This window comes from Streptomyces sp. NPDC101110 (assembly GCF_044759525.1).
Lineage (GTDB): Bacteria > Actinomycetota > Actinomycetes > Streptomycetales > Streptomycetaceae > Streptomyces.
Map to the genome: position 1 here is coordinate 397765 of NZ_JBIVZM010000004.1, position 17855 is coordinate 415619.

Annotated in this window: 18 protein-coding genes; 7 read left to right on the plus strand and 11 right to left on the minus strand. The window is 70.7% G+C overall.

Translation table 11 applies throughout. The features are described 5' to 3' along the window. Positions 1-17: 17 nt before the first annotated feature. Positions 18-449 (plus strand): hypothetical protein, encoded by a 432-nt coding sequence (locus ACIQU3_RS11120; RefSeq protein ID WP_403735133.1) that lies wholly within the window; start codon positions 18-20, stop codon positions 447-449. A 378-nt stretch (positions 450-827) separates the two neighbouring features. Here ACIQU3_RS11120 and ACIQU3_RS11125 read toward each other — a convergent pair whose 3' ends face one another. The 5 genes from ACIQU3_RS11125 to ACIQU3_RS11145 all read right to left on the minus strand — a co-directional run bounded on the left by ACIQU3_RS11125 (position 828) and on the right by ACIQU3_RS11145 (position 5949). Then, the gene (locus ACIQU3_RS11125; RefSeq protein WP_403924498.1) at positions 828-1478 is read right to left on the minus strand and encodes a hypothetical protein; all 651 of its coding nucleotides are present in this window, start codon (positions 1476-1478) and stop codon (positions 828-830) included. Then, positions 1456-1911 (minus strand): hypothetical protein, encoded by a 456-nt coding sequence (locus tag ACIQU3_RS11130; protein ID WP_403924501.1) that lies wholly within the window; start codon positions 1909-1911, stop codon positions 1456-1458. The genes ACIQU3_RS11125 and ACIQU3_RS11130 overlap by 23 nt, the downstream gene beginning before the upstream one ends. Before the next feature lie 11 nt (positions 1912-1922). Then, the gene (locus ACIQU3_RS11135; RefSeq protein ID WP_403735121.1) at positions 1923-4328 is read right to left on the minus strand and encodes a glycoside hydrolase domain-containing protein; all 2406 of its coding nucleotides are present in this window, start codon (positions 4326-4328) and stop codon (positions 1923-1925) included. Positions 4329-4802: 474 nt separating this feature from the next. Further along, a complete protein-coding gene (locus ACIQU3_RS11140) occupies positions 4803-5363 on the minus strand; it encodes a hypothetical protein (RefSeq protein ID WP_403735118.1) in 561 nt (186 codons plus the stop codon). Between the two features lie 391 nt (positions 5364-5754). Continuing rightward, complete coding sequence (locus ACIQU3_RS11145) at positions 5755-5949, minus strand: hypothetical protein (protein ID WP_403735115.1); 195 nt, start codon at positions 5947-5949, stop codon at positions 5755-5757. 128 nt (positions 5950-6077) lie between these two features. Between ACIQU3_RS11145 and ACIQU3_RS11150 the strand changes: the two genes are divergently transcribed. Beyond that, positions 6078-7421 carry a tetratricopeptide repeat protein gene (locus ACIQU3_RS11150; protein WP_403735112.1) on the plus strand — a complete coding sequence of 448 codons (1344 nt, stop codon included), beginning with the start codon at positions 6078-6080 and terminating at the stop codon, positions 7419-7421. Between the two features lie 463 nt (positions 7422-7884). Next, on the plus strand, positions 7885-8676 hold the full coding sequence (locus ACIQU3_RS11155; protein WP_403924504.1) for a GAF and ANTAR domain-containing protein: 792 nt from the start codon (positions 7885-7887) through the stop codon (positions 8674-8676). 39 nt (positions 8677-8715) lie between these two features. On the opposite strand, the gene ACIQU3_RS11160 is transcribed toward ACIQU3_RS11155, so the two are convergent. After that, positions 8716-9501, minus strand: coding sequence for a hypothetical protein (locus ACIQU3_RS11160; protein WP_403924507.1), 786 nt, complete (start codon positions 9499-9501; stop codon positions 8716-8718). 440 nt (positions 9502-9941) lie between these two features. Here ACIQU3_RS11160 and thrS point away from each other — a divergent pair, with 440 nt between their 5' ends. Continuing rightward, a complete protein-coding gene (gene thrS / locus ACIQU3_RS11165; RefSeq protein WP_403924510.1) occupies positions 9942-11162 on the plus strand; it encodes a threonine--tRNA ligase in 1221 nt (406 codons plus the stop codon). A 7-nt stretch (positions 11163-11169) separates the two neighbouring features. Here thrS and ACIQU3_RS11170 read toward each other — a convergent pair whose 3' ends face one another. After that, complete coding sequence (locus ACIQU3_RS11170) at positions 11170-11715, minus strand: pyridoxamine 5'-phosphate oxidase family protein (RefSeq protein WP_403924513.1); 546 nt, start codon at positions 11713-11715, stop codon at positions 11170-11172. A 53-nt stretch (positions 11716-11768) separates the two neighbouring features. Further along, positions 11769-12008 (minus strand): hypothetical protein, encoded by a 240-nt coding sequence (locus ACIQU3_RS11175; RefSeq protein ID WP_403924514.1) that lies wholly within the window; start codon positions 12006-12008, stop codon positions 11769-11771. Between the two features lie 157 nt (positions 12009-12165). Here ACIQU3_RS11175 and ACIQU3_RS11180 point away from each other — a divergent pair, with 157 nt between their 5' ends. Further along, entirely contained in the window at positions 12166-13140 is a 975-nt protein-coding gene (locus ACIQU3_RS11180; RefSeq protein WP_403735089.1) for a nucleoside hydrolase, read from the plus strand. Between the two features lie 39 nt (positions 13141-13179). Further along, on the plus strand, positions 13180-13677 hold the full coding sequence (locus ACIQU3_RS11185; RefSeq protein WP_403924517.1) for a DUF2975 domain-containing protein: 498 nt from the start codon (positions 13180-13182) through the stop codon (positions 13675-13677). Positions 13678-13805: 128 nt separating this feature from the next. Here the strand turns inward: ACIQU3_RS11185 and ACIQU3_RS11190 are convergent, their stop codons facing one another. After that, complete coding sequence (locus ACIQU3_RS11190) at positions 13806-14756, minus strand: LAETG motif-containing sortase-dependent surface protein (protein WP_403924520.1); 951 nt, start codon at positions 14754-14756, stop codon at positions 13806-13808. Between the two features lie 294 nt (positions 14757-15050). Here ACIQU3_RS11190 and ACIQU3_RS11195 point away from each other — a divergent pair, with 294 nt between their 5' ends. Beyond that, on the plus strand, positions 15051-16733 hold the full coding sequence (locus ACIQU3_RS11195; protein ID WP_403924523.1) for a glycoside hydrolase family 13 protein: 1683 nt from the start codon (positions 15051-15053) through the stop codon (positions 16731-16733). 174 nt (positions 16734-16907) lie between these two features. Here ACIQU3_RS11195 and ACIQU3_RS11200 read toward each other — a convergent pair whose 3' ends face one another. Both ACIQU3_RS11200 and ACIQU3_RS11205 read right to left on the minus strand, forming a co-directional pair. Beyond that, positions 16908-17438, minus strand: coding sequence for a hypothetical protein (locus ACIQU3_RS11200; protein ID WP_403924526.1), 531 nt, complete (start codon positions 17436-17438; stop codon positions 16908-16910). Continuing rightward, positions 17435-17809 (minus strand): DUF6479 family protein, encoded by a 375-nt coding sequence (locus ACIQU3_RS11205; protein ID WP_403735073.1) that lies wholly within the window; start codon positions 17807-17809, stop codon positions 17435-17437. The genes ACIQU3_RS11200 and ACIQU3_RS11205 overlap by 4 nt, the downstream gene beginning before the upstream one ends. Between the last annotated feature and the right edge of the window lie 46 nt (positions 17810-17855).

The window sequence follows — 17855 nt, forward strand, 5'->3', positions numbered from 1 at the left end:
CTGTCGTCGCCTTCGCCGTGACCGGCGCGCTGTGCGGTGTCGGCGCACAGACGGCACAGGCGGCGCCGGCACAGCCGCAGGTGCGCGCCGGAGCGGACGAGATCTGCGCGGTCCTGGGGATCGGCAGCGGCGCGGCAGGCCTCACCAAGGCCTTGGCCAAGGGCGCGTCGTGGGTGGGGATCGGCGCGAGCGTCGGGTGCTACGCCTATACGAAGGCGAAGGAGGCCACACCCGCGGAAAAGCGGGCGGCCATGATCGCCTCCTACAAGAAGTATCAGGCGATGAGCGACATCAAGAAGCTCGACGCACTCGGCTATTACTGCCGGAAGAAGGAAAGCGGCGGCGGTGGCGGAACCGATGTCGCACCCACCGATGTTTCGGTGAAGGCGGGATGGCGGGACATCAGGATGAAGGGCGTGACGTACAAGTGCACGGCCACCGGGGACTGACCGGCCGCAGCGGACCGGGCCACGGAGAACGACTCCTCCTCTCCCTGGCCCTGGTCGTCGTGAGCCTGCTGTGGATCACCCGGGACATGGCCACCTGGGCGACGGCGATGTGCGGTGCCGGTGCGGCCGCAGGAGCTCTCGGAGTGTGCTACTTCGCATGGTGCTGTGTTCGCGATTCTCGCGCACGCGGGAAATCCCGCTGATCGAGTTCACGGTGGCACAGTTCGGCCATCTCCCAGGCGTGGAAATAACACCCTGAGTACCACCTCGCGTACAAGGGGGGCCGGGTATCGTCCTCGAGGACGATAACCGGCCTTTCGCGGAGTCAGGCCACCTTGTGGCACGTGGCCTTGCACGGACCGCCGGTGTTCACCTGACCTACTGGAATCGAGCTGCCCGGCGACGCCTCGCCGGCGCGAAGGCATCGATCGTTCCCGCGCCCCTGCCCGGTGCCGTGTTCCATCCCCGGATGCGGTCGGCAAGTTTCCTGAGACGAAGATCTCCGGGCTCGACGGCGAGCTGGAAGTGGGACTGCTTCACCGGCTTCAGATGCCCGCCCCAGGCGATGACGCCTTCGCAGTCGGCAAGGATGTCCGTGACGACGATCTGCTCGGCTTCGCTCATGCCGGTGTTCCTGACATCAGCTCCCAGCGGGTAGTGCATGGGCCGGATCGCGATGGCCGTTCCCGACAAGTAGTTCGACTCGAATGCTGAGCCGATCTTGCGCTCCGTCGTGTGCCCCTGGAGGTCACCGGGCATAAGCATGTCGACTTCATAGGCGAACCGGCGGGCAACGTAGAGAAGAACGGTTGCGACGTCTCCCCCCGCCAGGGAAACGTCGACGTTGGTGCCTTCGACCCGGAACTTCCCGGCGTGATCGAGGAGGGGCCAGCCGTTTGCCGATTCGCGCTTGGTCCAGGCACGCTCGCCGGTGGTAGGGGCGGCCTGTGCCGGGCCGGCACTCGCGACGGCTATTGCTGCCCCAGCCCCGAGTCCGAGAACCCGTCTACGCGTCAAGCTCGTTGTCATGGAGGGCCCTTCTGTGCTGAGAGCGGTTGATGAATAGCAGGGTGAAACAGACGATGGCGCAGGCCAGCCCCGCGTAAAGCAGGGGTGTGGCCCAGAACGACACGTCGTTGGTGCTGTGTCCGCTGCTCCAATGGCAGGTGACGGATGGGGGGAAATGGTGGACGGTCGCTGACGTCAGGCTGTAGTCCCGCCCGGTGTCCACGTAGTCACCACTGGCGGTCTTCGTCGCACAGAGGTCGAGTGGGTGTGTGTAGGCGAGACCGTAGAAGGTTCCGGCACCGTAGGCGGCGAGAGCTGCCGCGCTCCCGACCGCAGCCAGACGGGCCGTCCGCGAGGGCCTCTTCCGGGTCACCCACCATGCGTAGGGGAACACTCCGATGATGAAGAGGAGGAGCGTGATCGCGGGCGGGCCGAAGAGCGCGAAGAGTGCCATGCGTCCTGACGCTACTTCGCTCCAAGAAGACGCTTCTGGTTGGCTTGGTACTGAGCTCGCCGGAGCGTCTCCGTGGAGGCGTGCTGAGCGAGGTTGTTGCCGAACGCGTTGCACCACGCGTTGAGCTGGTCGCCTGGAAGGTTGTGCGGCATCAGGGTGGGTATGCCGCCGAACTTCTGGATCAGGCTTGCGCGCCCGGCCACCAGGATGACCCCGTCCCCGCTGGCGGGCTCGTCCGTGAGGATCTTCTTCGCCTGAGCGGCTGCTTCGCTGATGGTGCCGCCGAACCGCTGTTTCATATAGTCCCGGAACCGGGTGAGGCCGCCGCTGCCCACGTAGTGATCACGGACCGCGTCGACGATGGTCTTACCGCCACGCACGGCTTGGGCGATGAGATACCCGTCGGCGTCTTCGACGAGGTCGGTGAATCCAAAGGTGGACGCGACACCGATCTTGCCCATCTTGTCGTTGATGTAGGTGGCGCCGGAGGCGTAGGAGTCGTGGTCCCGCCGCCATTCGCCGTACAGGGTCATCAGGTCGCCGCCCCAGCCGGCGACGTCACCCAGGCTGATGTTCCCCGCCGGGTTGGGTTTGACGAACTGGCCGTTCGCCGTGGCCATCAAGTGCTCGATTCCGAGGTGCTGACCGGTGAACGGGTCCTTGAACTCCGGCCAGATGCTCAGGTTGCGGCTGTTCACGTATGAGACGAATCCGGCGTCCGCCTTCCCGATCAAAGCCCGCCACTGGTTGTCGTCGTACGCGTCGCTACGGAGGTATTCCATGACGAGCTGGTTCGGGTTGCCCTTGCCGTATGCCTTGGCCAAGTCATAGAGGGACTTGATGTAGTTGACGAATTCATCCGCGGGCGACGACGGCCTGTTGACGCTGCTCTGGCCGGGGTCGCTACCGATACGGTGAGCGTCTCGGTCGAGCCAGAAGGTGTCTGTTCCGTTGGTGACCTGGTATTCCTTGATCTGATTGAAGGACCAGTTCGCCGGCAGGGGATAGCCGAGGTTGCCTGAGAAGCCCCAGGACATGCCGGACACGAACGAGTAGCGGGCGTAGGTCTCCTTGGTGACCTCGGCGCATACGTGTCGAGATCCGTATACGCCGTGCACGTACCGCTTCCCCTTGCTCCCGAGTCCGGACGCGACGCCTCGGAAGTACTCGAGGATGTGCGGCATATCGGCATCGGTGGCGTCGTAGTCGACGGCGAAGTAGATGATCGTCCCTCGGTTGAAACCGAAGTGCACGGCTTGGTCGTGGGCCTTCTTCGCGTGGGCGTACCCGTTCCCCCAGTAGTACTCGGACAGGGACCTGCCGTTGTCCTGGAAGATCGGAAATACCCGAAGCCCGCCATTGAAGATGTTGGAAAGTTCACCTTCTTCAAGCATCTTCGACCCGCCGCCGGCCGATGCCTCGTTGAGGTACCTGCCGACATATCGGTACCCGTCGCTGTACATTCTCTTGGCACGTGACGCCGTGATGGTGTAAGCGGTGTCGGAGGCGGTGACCGGCCGGTCCGGGTCTCCCATCGACACGAGGAGCTGAGCCCATGTCGCGTAGTCGCCACGGCCGTTGGCGGATATTTCGGAGAACCGCTGGAAGGTGGTCACGAAGGACGTCAGATTGCTGTCGAATGACGTCTTGAACACCGTCTTCGTCTGAACCGTGTCGCCGTTTCCGTTTACGGTGACGATCGGCTGGTTGAAGACACACGCGGCGGAGAACAGCTGGACGAAGATTCCGGACGAGCCCTCCGAGACGCCGGCCTTGGACCTGATGCCGGCTTGCGTTCCGGCCCCGAAGTTGCCGGTGGCGTCCGCTTCGGCGATGCCTATTTCCAGCTGGAGGGCCTTCATCAGATTCTGCTGGACATTGCGGGAGTAGTGGCCGTCGGCCGGGCCGATGTCGACCGTCTTCCTCGTCCAGTAGCGCCCGTTCAGCCACTGCTGGATGGAGCGGACCTCCTCCGACCCGCCGGCGGTGAGTACGTAGGCGTCCATGTTGAGCAGCGCCTTGAACACCTTCGGCTCGAGGGTGCCGCTCTGCGAGAGGCCCATGTTGCTCTGCATCTTCTTGACGGCGAGCTCGATGTCCGGGTCGTAGTAGCCGGTGTCGGAGTACCCGCCGGTGTAACCCTTGCAGAACAATCCGTATCGGATGATCTTCACTATGTTTTTGTTCTTCGCCCAGCCGCCTCTGAGTTCGCCGAGCCCTGCGAGTTTGGAAACGGTGCCGTCGCCGAAGTTCGCCACGACGGGGCTGATGCCCAGTTCCTTCTGCAGCCCCATGATGAAGGCATACATCGTGGGCCAGCCGACCTTGCCGTCTTCAGGGCACTTCTGGTAACCGGGCACGCTCGCATAGGTCGAGTTGACCCACTTCTGCGCTTCGAGGACTTTCTCGTCGGCCATGCCGGATCTCCTGGACTGCTTGACGGGTTGAGGCGCGGAGGCAGACGACGCCGGCTCATGGCACGAGACGTCCTGCCTGTCGAGCACGCGCACGCCGCGGGTGCGAGTGCCGTGAGGTACTCAGGTGCCGAGCCGGGTGCGTTGCGGCCGCTCGCCGGCCCGGTCACAGGCCGGCGGCAAGCCCCGAGGCGAGCACCGATACGAAGGCCGACGGGGCGAGTTCAGAGGCCCATGCGTCGTGCCCGCAGTTGACTTCGTCCCCCTGGCCTCCGACGTCACGGATGAGGCAGGGAACGAGGGGGTTCCGCGGACGGGCTGTCCGGACGGCCGTCCCCGGTCGATGGGGCGGCCTCTCCCCGACAGGCCCCGCGCCGCAGCGAGTTGGCGACTCGGATCCCGACTGAGCAGCGGGGAAGCGCTCGCCATGCGGAGGCAGTGAAAGATGGCGCGCCGGTACGCGGACGCTCTGAAGGGTCAGTCGCAGGGGGCTACGTACCTGACCCGGTCGATGATCGCGACGCCGCTCGACCACATGATCGCGGTCACCCGGGAGCAATTGTTCCAGCCGGAGTCGTGGTTGCCCTCGCCTTTGACCGGGCCTGCGTACTGTGAGTAGGTCCCCTCGTCCACCTTGCAGTCCACGCCGGTCTTGTTCGGGCACAGCTTCAGCTTCATGTGCTTCGCCGTGCCGAGGTTGTTGTCGAACACCGCGCAGGCCCCCGACCTGGTGGTCGTGGATTTCGTGTAGGTGAACAGCGTGCCGAAGCGGCGCGCGTCCGGGAGTTGTTCGGCGGCCTCGAGTTCGTACCCGGATCCGCACAGTGTTGCGGTGGCGCTGACAGCGGCAGGGTCCTCCGCCGCGATCGCACGCGTCCGCGCGTCACGGGCTCCGTTCTCGGAGAACTCGACACTGGTCCCGGGGACGCGCATGCCGCTGCCCGAGGGGCCGTGGTCATCGGCCATGGCTTGCGGGGTGACGGCGAGAACGGAGACAAGTGCGGCTGCCGGGGCGATGAAACGTATCAGTGTGCGCATAAAGTCAAGTGCTCCTGTTCGAAAGAGAGCTGATTCAGGACCGTACGCGTCATCTTCGACGCTCCGCCGGGGATGGGGCATGGGTGCACCGGCGAGGGACCACCACAGGTCACATCGGTGTGCACGAAAGGCAGCGACAAGGCATGAGCGATGTTTCCCCCTGGTGAGGCTCCCGCTCATGGGGCGGTCGCCTGGTGGGGCAGTTTGGTCGTGCTGCCCCGTTAAGAATCGCAATTGGAATCGAACATAGCCGAAGAGCCGACATGCAGCCCGATCAGCTGAAGGAATGGCTGGAACGCTTCATGGCGTTCGAAAGCCGCTGAGGTGACATGTCACCCGGGCAGCCGCGCAGCTGAGACCGGTGCGACGCATGTGAAGCACGGGTGAGACATCAGGGAGTGCGTGATCGTTCCGTTGGCTGATTCCCGCCCCTGTAGCTCACGTCGCTGTGAAGTGACGGCTCGGGCCGGCTCTCCCCTGCTCTCGCCGACCCCGTGTTCGCCGCCAGCAGGAGCGTGGCGACGGCGACGACCGCAGCCGTCAGACCTCGGGCGTACCGCTCGGTGGTGCGTGTGCGTTCGAGCACGGCGACCTCGCAACAGGGGCGGCGACTACGGCGGCAACGTATTAAGCAGGTTCGACAATCCTGCTTAACACTCCGTTTAACCTAGGGGCAGTTCAGGGCGAACGGCAAGAGCCACAGGGGGAGTTGGCGTGGGGGAGCGTGACGATCCGGGGACCATCGGCCGCCGGGTGCAGCGGTTGCGGGTGGAACGCGGCCTGACGCAGAGGCAGTTGGCGGAACCCGTGTACACCCCCGCCTACATCTCCACCCTCGAGTCGGGCCGGGTACGGCCCTCCGACGACGCCCTGCGGCATCTCGCGGAGCGGCTCGGCGTCGCCTTCGAGGAGCTCGCCGGCGGACGCTCGGCCCGGCTCGTCACCGGCCTGCGGCTGCGGCTGACCGAGGCCCAGCGCACCTTCGCCGTCGGCGACGCCGAGGCGGCGGCCGCGCAGTACGCCGAACTGCTCGTCGAGGCCGAGACGCACTCCCTGGCCGCCGAGCGGTCCGCCGCCCTGCTCGGGCTCGGCGAGTGCGCACTGGAGACCGGCGAGCTCGTGGCCGGGCGGCAGTACTTCGAGCGGGCCGAGGAGTGCCTGGCCGGCGCCCCCCTGCCGGCCCGGGTCCCGGCCCTGCGCGGCCGGGCCGTGGCCCACTACCTCGCCGGTGAACTCCGTTACGCCGTCTACCTGCTGGAGACCACCCTCGACGAACTCAACCGCGGCGGACTGCACGACCCGGATGCCTTGCTGCTGCTCTACGCCAGCGCCATCGGCCCGTACATGGACATGGGCGCCCACGCACGTGCCGCCCAGGCCGCCGAGTTCGCCCTGGCCCTCGCCCCGCAGTCCGGCGACCCCGCCCTGGTCGCCCGCATGCACCGGTCCGTCGCCCGCACGCTGGTCGCCGAGGGCCGCCTCGCCGAGGCCGACGCCTCCCTGGCCAAGGCCGCCGAGCTCTACCGAGGCCTGCAGCTCCGCACCGAACTGGCCAACTGCCACTGGATGCGCGGTTACGTCTACGCCCAGGAGGGCCGGCTGGAGCGCGCGGAGGAGGAACTGCGGCAGGCCCTCGGCATGCTCTCGGCCCAGCGCGCCGCCCTCTACAGCAGCCAGGTCACCGTCGAACTGGCCGACGTGCTCCACCGGCGCGGCAGGTCCGAGGAGGCGGCGGCCCTGTTGCACGACGTCCTCGGGCAGTTGTCCCCCGAGCGCGGAGCCGTGCACGCCGCCGCCGCGCACCGGCTGCTCGGCATCATCGCCGAGGACGCCCGCCGCACCGACGACGCCGAGGAGCACTACGTCCGTGCCCTGAGTCTGCTGGAGCGGGCCGGCGCCGCCGGTGACCTGGCCGACCTGTGCCGGCTGCTGGGCGACCTGCTGCGGCGGACCGGGCGGGTGGAGGCCGCCCTGGACGCGTACCGGACGGGCCTCGGACACCGCACGGCCCCCGGCACCACCACCCTCGGACCGGCTCCCGCACAGCCCCCTCTGTGAGGAACCGGGTCCCGGCACCACCACCCTCGGACCGGCTCCCGCACAGCCCCCTCTGTGAGGAACCGGGCCCCGGCACCACCACCCTCGGACCGGCGCCCGCACAGCCCCCTCTGTGAGGAACCGGGCCCCGGCACCACCACCCTCGGACCGGCGCCCGCACAGCCCCCTCTGTGAGGAACCGGGTCCTCGCAGCCGGTTCCGCGCGGCGGATGCCACAGCCATACGACCCGTACGGGAAACGTTGAGGCCGTACCCCGCGCCGACGCCGTCCGGGCAGGTGTTTCGCCCCATCCGCAACGGGTAGTCGGGCACGGTTCCCAGGGTCCCGGCCCGGTGCGCGGCGGGCACCCGGCAGGAGAGCGGCCGGCCGCAGCACGGCCCCGCAGGGCGCACGTGGCCCGGCCCCGTCGTGCTCCGGCCGGAAACCGGTGTCGGTGCAAGCCGCGGGTGAGTGAAGGAGGCGGTGGTCGTGCGGCCCAGGGACGATCCCGCAGACGCCCCCGACGGCGACCAGGGACCTGGCCGCGCCGGGGGTGACGGCCCGGACCCGGACGGAGCGCGGGCCGCCGACGCCATCGCCAGGGGCATGCGGGGCGCCGAGCCCGGAGAGGTGCCGGGCCGGCTGTGCGAGGTGGCGGTGGAACTGCTGCCGGTGACCGGCGCGAGTGTGTCGCTGCGCAGCGAGGGGATGCCCGTGCAGCTGAGCGCGAGCAGCGAGCAGGCCGCGCACCTGGCGCAGATCCAGGCGACGCTGGGCGACGGCCCCTGCCAGAGCGCTCTGGAGGACGGAGCGCCCGTACTCGCCTGTGATCTGACCACGGGCCGGGACGCCGGCCGTTGGCCGGTCTTCGCCCAGCAGGCGACGGAGGCCGGGGTGCGGGCGGTGTACGCGGTGCCGCTGGGCAGCGGCCCGGTGTGCGTGGGCACCCTCGACCTGTACCGCGACCGTCCGGGCGGGCTCACCGACCGCGAGCTGCACCTGGCACGCGTCGTGGCCGGTGTCATGACCGTGGCCCTGATGGCACTGCCGCACGGCGACGAGCCCGGGACTCCTGGCGGGGAGGACTGGCTGAGCGGACTGGCCACCGACCACGACGAGGTCTACCAGGCCGTCGGCATGATCATGGCGCAGCTGGGCGTGGCCGCGGACGACGCGCTCGCGCGGTTGCGGGCGGACGCGTTCGCGCACGGGCGCACGGCCCTCGAGGTGGCGCGCGACGTGATCGCCCACCGCACGCGGTTCGACCGGTACTGACCTGCCGGGAGCCGGGAGCCGGGAGCCGGGAGCCGGGTGTCAGATCTGCGCCCTGCCCTGCTTCCTGATCTCCGCCAGGCGCTGCGCCCCGAGCTGCGCGGCCTGCTGGGTGACTTCCGCGTACACCTCGCCCAGGCCCGCGTTGGTGAGGGTGATCGCCTCCTGGCCGACACGGACGGCGGCGATGTCCATGGTGAGGTAGGTGAGTTCGCCCTCCTCCGACTCGCCGGCCAGCATGACCCGCAGGGCCTGCCGGGCGTCCCCGACCGGCGGCAGCGGCAGGTCGCGGACCTCCACGCCCTGAATGCCGCCGCGGGTGGTCGCCGCCGTGAACTCACCGCACGTGCCGGGCAGTGACTTCATCCAGTCCAGCGTGCGGTCCACGTCCGCCGGGGGGTGGGCGGCGACCCGGTAGCGCAACTGGGCGTCGGTGTCACCGTCGTCGAGCGCGGACGTCGCCTGCGGGCCCTTGGGGCTGCCGAAGGGCTCCTCCGTGTAGAGGATGTCCAGCAGCCGCTGGCAGTCTCCACTCTCCGTGGTCGCCTTGAGCAGTCCGTCCCGCCAGGTCTGCGCGCCCCGGGACGGCACCCACGGCTCTCCCAGATCGGCCTCGGTGACCAGTGCGGCGTGGGCCTGCGCCTCGGTGAGGGCGGCTCCGGAACCGGACGGCTGCTCGACGGCGGGGGACGCGCCGGAGGCGGACGCGGAGGCGGAGAACCACCGGGGACGCGGCTCGTCCCCGACGGAGCAGCCGGCCGTGACCAGCAGGGCGGTCGCCGACAGCGTGGAGGCCAGGAGGGCACGGGTGGCCGCGGGGTGGGTCATCGGGGTGCCTCCTGCGGGCTCATGGAGGGGCCTGCGCACGGGGCGGCTCTCCAAGATCGGGTACGTGCTCCTACGGCACCACCGCGCTCGCCCGGCCACCAGCGATACGGGCCGTCCGGGTGAGCGGACCGGGAGCTCCGGCCCCGCCGGATCCCCGGGGATCGGGTCCCGCGGGCCGCCCAGGACGTCGACACTCTCCGTGCCGCGGGGCGGCCCTCGATGCCGGCCCTGTGCGACCCGGCCGGAATCCCCTCGCCCCGCCCCCCACGGCCCTGTTACCGTCGCGCCCATGCAGCGCGTCCAGCCGTTCCCGTCCTCCACGACGACGCCGGAGAGTGTCCCGGCGCGCTGACAGCTGACCCAGATGTCCGAAGCCCCGGGGCGAGTGCCCCGGGGCTTCGTCGCGTGGTGCTCGCCTTCCCACCGCGAGGAGTCACGCCATGCACGACCACCGCCGACTCGGCCGTGAACTGGACCTGTTCGACACCGACCCGCTGATGGGCGCGGGGCTGCCGTACTGGCTGCCCGACGGCGCGATCGTGCGGCACGCCCTGGAGGAGTACGTCCGCGACGCGGAACGCCGGGCCGGCTACCTGCATGTGTACTCGCCGGTCCTCGGCAAACGCGAGCTGTACGAGATCTCCGGGCACTGGGACCACTACGGCGACGACATGTTCCCGCCGATGGACCTGGGCGCCGAGCAGGTGCTGCTGCGCCCCAGCCTGTGCCCCCACCACGCCCTGATCTACCGCTCCCGCTCCCACAGTTACCGCGAACTACCACTGCGCATGGCCGAGTTGGGCGGCATGTACCGTTCGGAGCTGTCCGGTGTCCTCGGCGGCCTGACCCGGGTCCGGGGCATCACCCTCAACGACGCGCACATCTTCTGCACCCTGGAGCAGGCCGTCCAGGAGGCGCGGGCCGCGCTGGAGCTGATCTGCCGCGCCTACGTGGACCTGGGCATCCGCGCGTCCCGCCACCGGCTGTCCCTGCCCGGGGAGGGCGGCAAGTACGTGGCCGATCCGGAGCTGTGGCGGCGTGCCACCGCCCTGCTGCGGGAGGTCCTGGACGGCTCCGGCATCGCGTACGAGGAGGCCGAGGGCGAAGCGGCGTTCTACGGCCCCAAGATCGACGTGCAGATCACCGACCCGGCCGGCCGGGAGGCCACCCTCTCCACCGTGCAGATCGACTTCCACCAGCCCGAGCGCTTCGACCTGCACTACATCGGCCCCGACGGGGCGAAGCACCGCCCGGTCATGGTGCACCGCAGCGTCATCGGCAGCGTGGAGCGCGCGGTCGCCCACCTCGTCGAGGAGCACGGCGGTGCCTTCCCGCCGTGGCTGGCGCCGGTGCAGCTGGCGGTCCTGCCGGTGGCGGAGGAACACGCCGAGGCCGCGGACACCCTGGCCGCACGCGCCCGGGAACTCGGTCTGCGCGCCGACGTCGCCGGACCCGGGCAGGGCACCCTGGCCGCCCGGATCCGCGCGGCCCGGCTGGTGCCGTACCAGGCGGTGATCGGCGGGCGGGAGGCCGTATCGGGCCTGGTGGCGGCGCGCCTGCGGGACGGCCGCCGGCTTGACGCACTGCCCGCCGCCGAGCTGCTGCGGCGGATCGGCGACCGGGTCGCGGCCCGCGGTAGCGAACTGTGGGACCAGCCGTAGGACGGGGTCAGAACGTCCACCGTGTGTGGCTGTAGACGCCGTTGTCCCGGCCGAAGCCGTAGGCCGTGCCCGGGGCCACCGCGAACACCACCACCTCGCCGCTGCGGAACGCGTCGCCGATGCCGTGGAACGTCCCCTCGGGGGAGGTGATGTGCGGCCCGTACTTCGTCTCGTACGCCGTGATCACCTCCTCCAGCAGCGCCCGGTCGGCGACCGGCTCGGCGGTGCCCTCGACCACCAGGTCGAGCCCGTCGGTGAGGGAGCTCGCGCCGGTGGTCAGCGCGCAGTGCGCGTCGTGTGCGAGGTTCTTCGCCTTCTGCTCGGTGCGGCCGGTGGAGAAGTACAGCACCCCGTCGTGCCAGGCGGCGATGCAGGGGGTGACGTGCAGCCGGCCGTCGGGCCGCACCGTGGACACCCAGAAGATCTCGGCGGCCGCCAGCCGCCCCTGGGCCTCGTCCCACCCGGTGGCGGTCACCTCCGAGGCACCCGGGCGGGGGGTGAGCGCGGAGCTGTAGCGGGCGTCGAGCTCGGTCGTCGGTTGCTGTGCGGGCATGGCGGACTCCTTCGTCGTCTCCTGCCCGTAACGACCGTCCGGCGGGGCCGGAATCATCGCCGCGTCCGTTCGTGTGGCGGGCGGCACCGGTCAGGGTGCCGTCCTGGGCGGAGCTCGTCGGGGTTGAGCACGGCCCGGACGTTGCGGATCCGGTCGCCCGCGATGTCGAAAGCCAGCACCGACACGGTGACGCCGTCCTTCCGGGCCACCAGGCCGGGCCGGACGTTGACCCAGCACACCAGGAGCGGGATGCCGGGCACCGCGCGGGCACGCTCGGGGAGGAAGCGCGCCACCGGCCCGGCGTCCTCATGGTCGGCCGGAAGGTGACGCCGGACTTCGGCGTCACGGCGGTACGCCGGTCGTGACGCGGGCCGGAGCCCGGGAGGGGCCGGGGTCGTAGGGTCGCTGCTGCGGAGCTTTCCCGCGGAGCCACTGGAAGGAGTCCCCGCCGTGACGGACGGCCAGCGCACCCCGGTGATCATCGACTGCGACACCGGTGTCGACGACGCCCTCGCCCTGCTGTTCGCGGTACGGCACCCGGCGCTCGACGTGCGGGCGATCACCTGCGTGGCGGGGAACACGGACGTCGACGGCGTCGTGCGCAACACCCTGACCGTGCTGGAGCAGGCGGGCGCTCCGCCCATTCCCGTCGCCCGGGGCGCCGAGCGGCCGCTGATCGAGGCGCCCCGCTCGGCGCAGCACGTGCACGGGCGCGACGGCATGGGCGACCTGGGGCTGCCGGAACCGTCCCGGGAGCCCGCCGACGTCGACGCGGTGACGCTGCTGCGGCGCGAGATCCTCGCCTCACCGCGCCCGGTCACCCTCGTCCCGACGGCACCGCTCACCAACATCGCGCTGCTCCTGCGCACGCATCCGGAAGTGGTCCGCAACATCGAGCGGATCGTCTTCATGGGCGGCGCGGCGGCCGTCGGGAACGCCACGCCCGTCGCGGAGTTCAACGTCTGGCACGACCCGGAGGCGGCCGCGATCCTGCTCACCGCCGGGGTGCCGATCACCATGTACGGGCTGGACGTGTTCAACCGGGTCGTGGTCCCCGCGGCGGACGTGCGCAGGCTGTGCACGAGCGGGGAGCCGGGGGCGCGGCTGGCCGGGGAGCTGCTCTCACACCGCCCGGCCCGTCCGGACAGCCGCCCCGGCGACCCGGCCGAGACGTCCGGCGGCCTCGGTGACGCCGGCGCGGTGTGCGCGGTCGCCGACCCGGAGGGCCTGACGACCCATCGCCTCCCGGTGGACGTCTCCCTCGCGCCCGGACCCACACGCGGTATGACGATCGTGGACCGCCGCCCCCGGCCCGGGGAGTCGGAGCTGCACGAGGGCACGCGCGAACAGCCGCTGGTCGACGTGGGGCTGGACGTGGACGTGGAGCGCTACGTGAAGCTGTATCTGGCGACCGTGGAAACGTGATCTATTGACTGTCGATCGGTACCGATCGAGAATCGATAAATGAATGGCTTTCTCATTGCCGCGCTCCGGGCCGGTATCGCCTTCGCCGTGTTGGCGGGGCTCTTCGGGCAGATCGTGGTCATACCGACGACGGCGGCCGACGAGGTCGACCGCTTCCCGCCCTACGAGCCCTTCGCCGCGCCGTACGCGGCCGTGGCGATCGCCGGGGTCGTGTGCGTCCAGGTCGCACTCGTCGCCGTGTGGATGCTGCTGACGATGGTGCAGCGCGACGCGATCTTCACGCCGCGGGCGTTCCGGTGGGTCGACGTCGTCATCGGGGCGTCGGCGGTGGCGACCGCGCTGGCCCTCGGGGCCGCCGGGCATCTGGCCGTGGCGGAGATCCCCTCCCCCGGCGACGGCATGGACGTCGAGAGCGCCCTGGCCGCGGCGACGGCCGCGGTCGCCGTGGGGGCGGCGTTCGCGATGCTGATGCTGGTCATGCGGAGCCTGCTGCGCAAGGCGACGAGCCTGCAGAGCGAGATGGCGGCAGTGGTCTGACCGCCGGGCACGACAGGGCCCGGTGTGCTGTCGCCGCCGGACGACAGCGCACCGGGCCCTCTTCGGTTCGGGTGTGCCTACCGGGTTCGGCCGTTCCTCATGGGTTCGGGCGTCCTTACCCGTGGCTGTTACGCGTTGCGCTTGGCCGCGCGGCGGCGGGTCACGACGACGAGGGCCGCGCCGCCGGCCAGCAGGGCCGCCGCGCCGAGGGCGATCGGGCCGGTGCTGCTGTCGGCGCCGGTCTCGGCGAGGTCGCCACCGCCACCGTTCGGCTCGGGCGCGACGGGCGTCGACTCGGAGGCGCTCGGGGTGGGCGTGTCCGTGCCGGAGGACGGCGGCGTCGAGGGTTCGGCCGGCTCGGACGGGGACACCGGGGGCGTCGCCGGAGGCGTCGTCTCCTCGGCCGGCTCGGACGGGCTCGCGGGCGGCGTGGAGGCGGGCGGCTCCTCCTCCTCCGCCGGCGGCGGGGTGTCGCAGTCCTTCGTGCCGCCGTTCCAGGCCGCGATCAGCTTGTCCTTGATGACCGGGCGGTCCGGGCCCTTGGGCAGGTCGCCGTGCTCGAAGCCGTCCTTCGCGTCGAGCTCGCCGTCGAACTTCACCGCGCCCCGGTAGAGGTCGATCTGCCCGAAGCAGCCCTTGTCCGGGATGGCGATGTCGAGGGACTCGGTGCCGCCCGGCTTGACCGTCACCGTGTCGAAGTCGACGAACACCTGCTCGCCGGAGGTCGCGAACGTCGCGCCGTGGGCGAGGTAGGAGGCGAGGGAGGCCGTGCAGGTGGCCGCGTCGCCGGCGGTGCGGACCTTGATGTGGACCTTGCCGTCGTCGGTCGGCTTCAGGTTCTGGTCGTCGACCTTGACCGAGTCGTGGAAGCCGGTGCCGTCGAGCGAGAACTGGCAGCGGTCGGTCCCGGTCTCCGTGCCCGCGCCCGTGCCGGGCTCGTAGCTGCCGCCGGACGACCAGCCGTCTCCGCCGGGCGCACCGTGCGCGAACGCGGTCGTGGCGGAGGCGGCGCAGAGGACGAGGGTCGCGGCGCCCGTCCCCAGCAGGCGTCGCGCGGTGACACGTCTCCCTATGGACATGCGTATCCCATTTCTTGGCGTGTTCAGGGACCCGGGTGACGGCCTGCGGGCAGCGCGCGGCGCGCGGCTGCCGGGCCGCACCGGGAAGTGAGTGGTCTGAGAAACACTGGGCTCATTGGTCACATGTGCCTCAGTGGCCCCATCGTGGCGGCGCCGCAGCACACTGTCAACCTGCGGTGATGCAAAGGAAGTTGAGCCGCCATCACACTTTCGTCACAGCAGGAATGGATCACTCCGATCGATGTGATGGTTCCTTTTTCCGGCATTCTGGACAGATTCAATGCTGTCGCCCGTATGCCCTGCGAAGGAGACCGCGTGACCGATCGCTCGACCCTCGACCTGTCGTCCCGGGACCCCGGCTGGTGGCGCCAGGCCGTCGTCTACCAGATCTATCCCCGCAGCTTCGCCGACGCCGACGGCGACGGACTCGGTGACCTGCGCGGCATCACCCGCCGCCTCACCCATCTCGCCGCCCTGGGCGTGGACGCCCTGTGGCTGAGCCCCTTCTACCCCTCCGAACTCGCCGACGGCGGCTACGACGTCGCCGACCCGCGGGGCGTCGACCCGCGCCTGGGCACCCTCGACGACTTCGACGACCTGGTCGGCGAGGCCCACCGGCTCGGCCTGAAGGTCATCGTCGACATCGTGCCCAACCACTCCTCGCACCGGCACGTCTGGTTCCAGGAGGCCCTGGACGCGGGGCCCGGCTCGGCCGCCCGTGACCGCTACGTCTTCCGTGACGGCCGCGGCGAGCACGGCGAACTCCCGCCCAGCGACTGGCAGTCCGTCTTCGGTGGCAGCGCCTGGAAACGGGTGCCCGACGGCCAGTGGTACCTCCATCTGTTCGCCCCCGAGCAGCCCGACCTCAACTGGGAGAACCAGGAGGTCCGCGACGACTACCGGACCACCCTGCGCTTCTGGTCCGACCGCGGGGTCGACGGCTTCCGCGTCGACGTCGCCCACGCCCTCGCCAAGGACCTGAGCGAACCCCTGCGCGACCTCGGCGCCCCCGAACTGAGCGGCGAGCAGGCACTCACCGCGATGCCGCCCGGCACGCACCCCTTCTACGACCGTGACGACGTGCACGAGATCTACCGCGACTGGCGCAAGATCCTCGACGCCTACCGCCCGCCCCGCATGGCCGTCGCCGAGGCGTGGGTGCCCGGCGGCCGCCGTGTGCTGTACGCCCGCCCGGACGAGCTGGGCCAGGCCTTCAACTTCGAGTACCTGCAAGCCGGATGGGACGCGCGGGAGCTGCGGCAGGTCATCACCGACTCGCTCGCCACCGCCCGGGCGGCGGGCGCCTCGGCCACCTGGGTGCTGTCCAACCACGACGTCGTACGGCACGCCTCCCGCCTCATGCTGCCGCCCGGCACCGATCCCAACGCCTGGCTGCTGGCCGGAGGGCACGCCCCGGCCGTCGACGAGGCGGCCGGACTGCGCCGGGCCAGGGCGGCCACCCTGCTGATGCTGGCGCTGCCCGGCTCGGCGTACGTATACCAGGGCGAGGAGCTCGGCCTGCCCGAGGTCGCCGACCTGCCCACGGAGGTGCTCCAGGACCCGATCTGGGAGCAGACGGGGCACGTCCGCAAGGGCCGTGACGGCTGCCGGGTGCCGCTGCCGTGGACGACGACCGGACCGTCGTACGGCTTCGGGCCCGGCGGTGCCTGGCTGCCGCAGCCGCCCGGCTTCGCCGCGTACGCCGTCCAGGCCCAGGACGGTGCCGAGGGCTCCACCCTGGAGCTGTACCGCACGGCCCTCAGGCTGCGCCGCAAACTCCTCGACGGCGAGGAGCTGATCTGGGCGGCGGACGCGCCGCCGGGCGTGCTCCGGTTCGACCGCTGCGAGGGGTGGCGCTGCGTCACGAACCTCTCCGACAGGGCGGTCGAACTCCCGGCCGGTGAGGTGCTGTTGAGCAGCGCACCGCTGGAAGACGGCATGGTCGGGCCGGATACGACGGTGTGGCTCGGGCGGTGAGGGCGCTGTCGGCGGGGGTGCCGGGTTGTTCTTCGGCCGAGCCGCCGTAGGGGGCGATCGCGCAGTTCCCCGCGCCCCGTCGGGGCGCGGGCGGCGTCGGGTCGGTCTTCGGCCGCAGCGGCGTCGTGGCTGGTCGCGCAGTACCCCGCGCCCCTTCGGGGCGCGGGGTGGTGGTCAGTAACGGACCGCCCTGGCCACCTCGGTGCGGGGTTCGCCGGACAGGTCGTGGGTGCTGCGGGCGGTGGCCGTGGCGGAATGACCGGCCTGCACGTGGTCCACCGTGACGATGACCGTGTCGACCAGTTGTCCGTCGGCGTCCCGGAAGTCGACCTGGACGGCGAAGGACCGGGTCGAGTCGTCGGTGTTGCGTGCGGTGACCTCGGTGCGGACCCGGCCGTCGGACCCGGTGACGGGCGGACCGGTCGTCACGTCCTTCTTGACGTCGATGCCGTCCTGGATGTCGTCGAGCCGCCGCCCGGCCTCGGCGGTCGCGGACTCCACCGCCTCGGAGGCCTCCGAGGCGATCGAACCCACGGCGGACTCCGCCTTGCGTGCGGTGTCCGAGGGGCTGTCGTCGCCGCCGCACCCCGCGAGCACGGCGGACAGACCCAGCGCCAGGGCGGCCCCGCCCGTCGCCCGGCGCCTGCGGCGGCGGGCGGTGCCCCCTGCCCGGGGCCCGCCGACACCCGGACCGCGCGGGGTCATGTGCGTCCGAGCCCACCGCCGCCGAAGGATCCGCTGGATCCGGGCGACCAGCGGCGCGGCTTCTGGTCCTTGCCGGTCCTGGTGCTCGCCCGGTGGAGCTCATGGGGCATGAGCCGCTGGCCGTCGCGTGCCACGACCGGCACGTCGTCGGGCTCCCTCATCTCCCGGGTCTCGCGGACCGGCCCGCCGTCCGGGACGTGCGGCTGTTCCTCCGGAGCGGGGTGATGGGTGTCCTTGTCCATGACCCGCATCCCGACCCGCACGGCCCAGATCAGCGCGCAGGCCACGATCAGGCCGCCGACGAACGCGATGGTCACGGCGACCGCGTGATCTGACGAGGCCGCCAGTTCTGCATACGTAGCCGTATTCATGCCCCAAGTATCACCGACGCAATGGGATAAAGCGCCCGGAATGTCC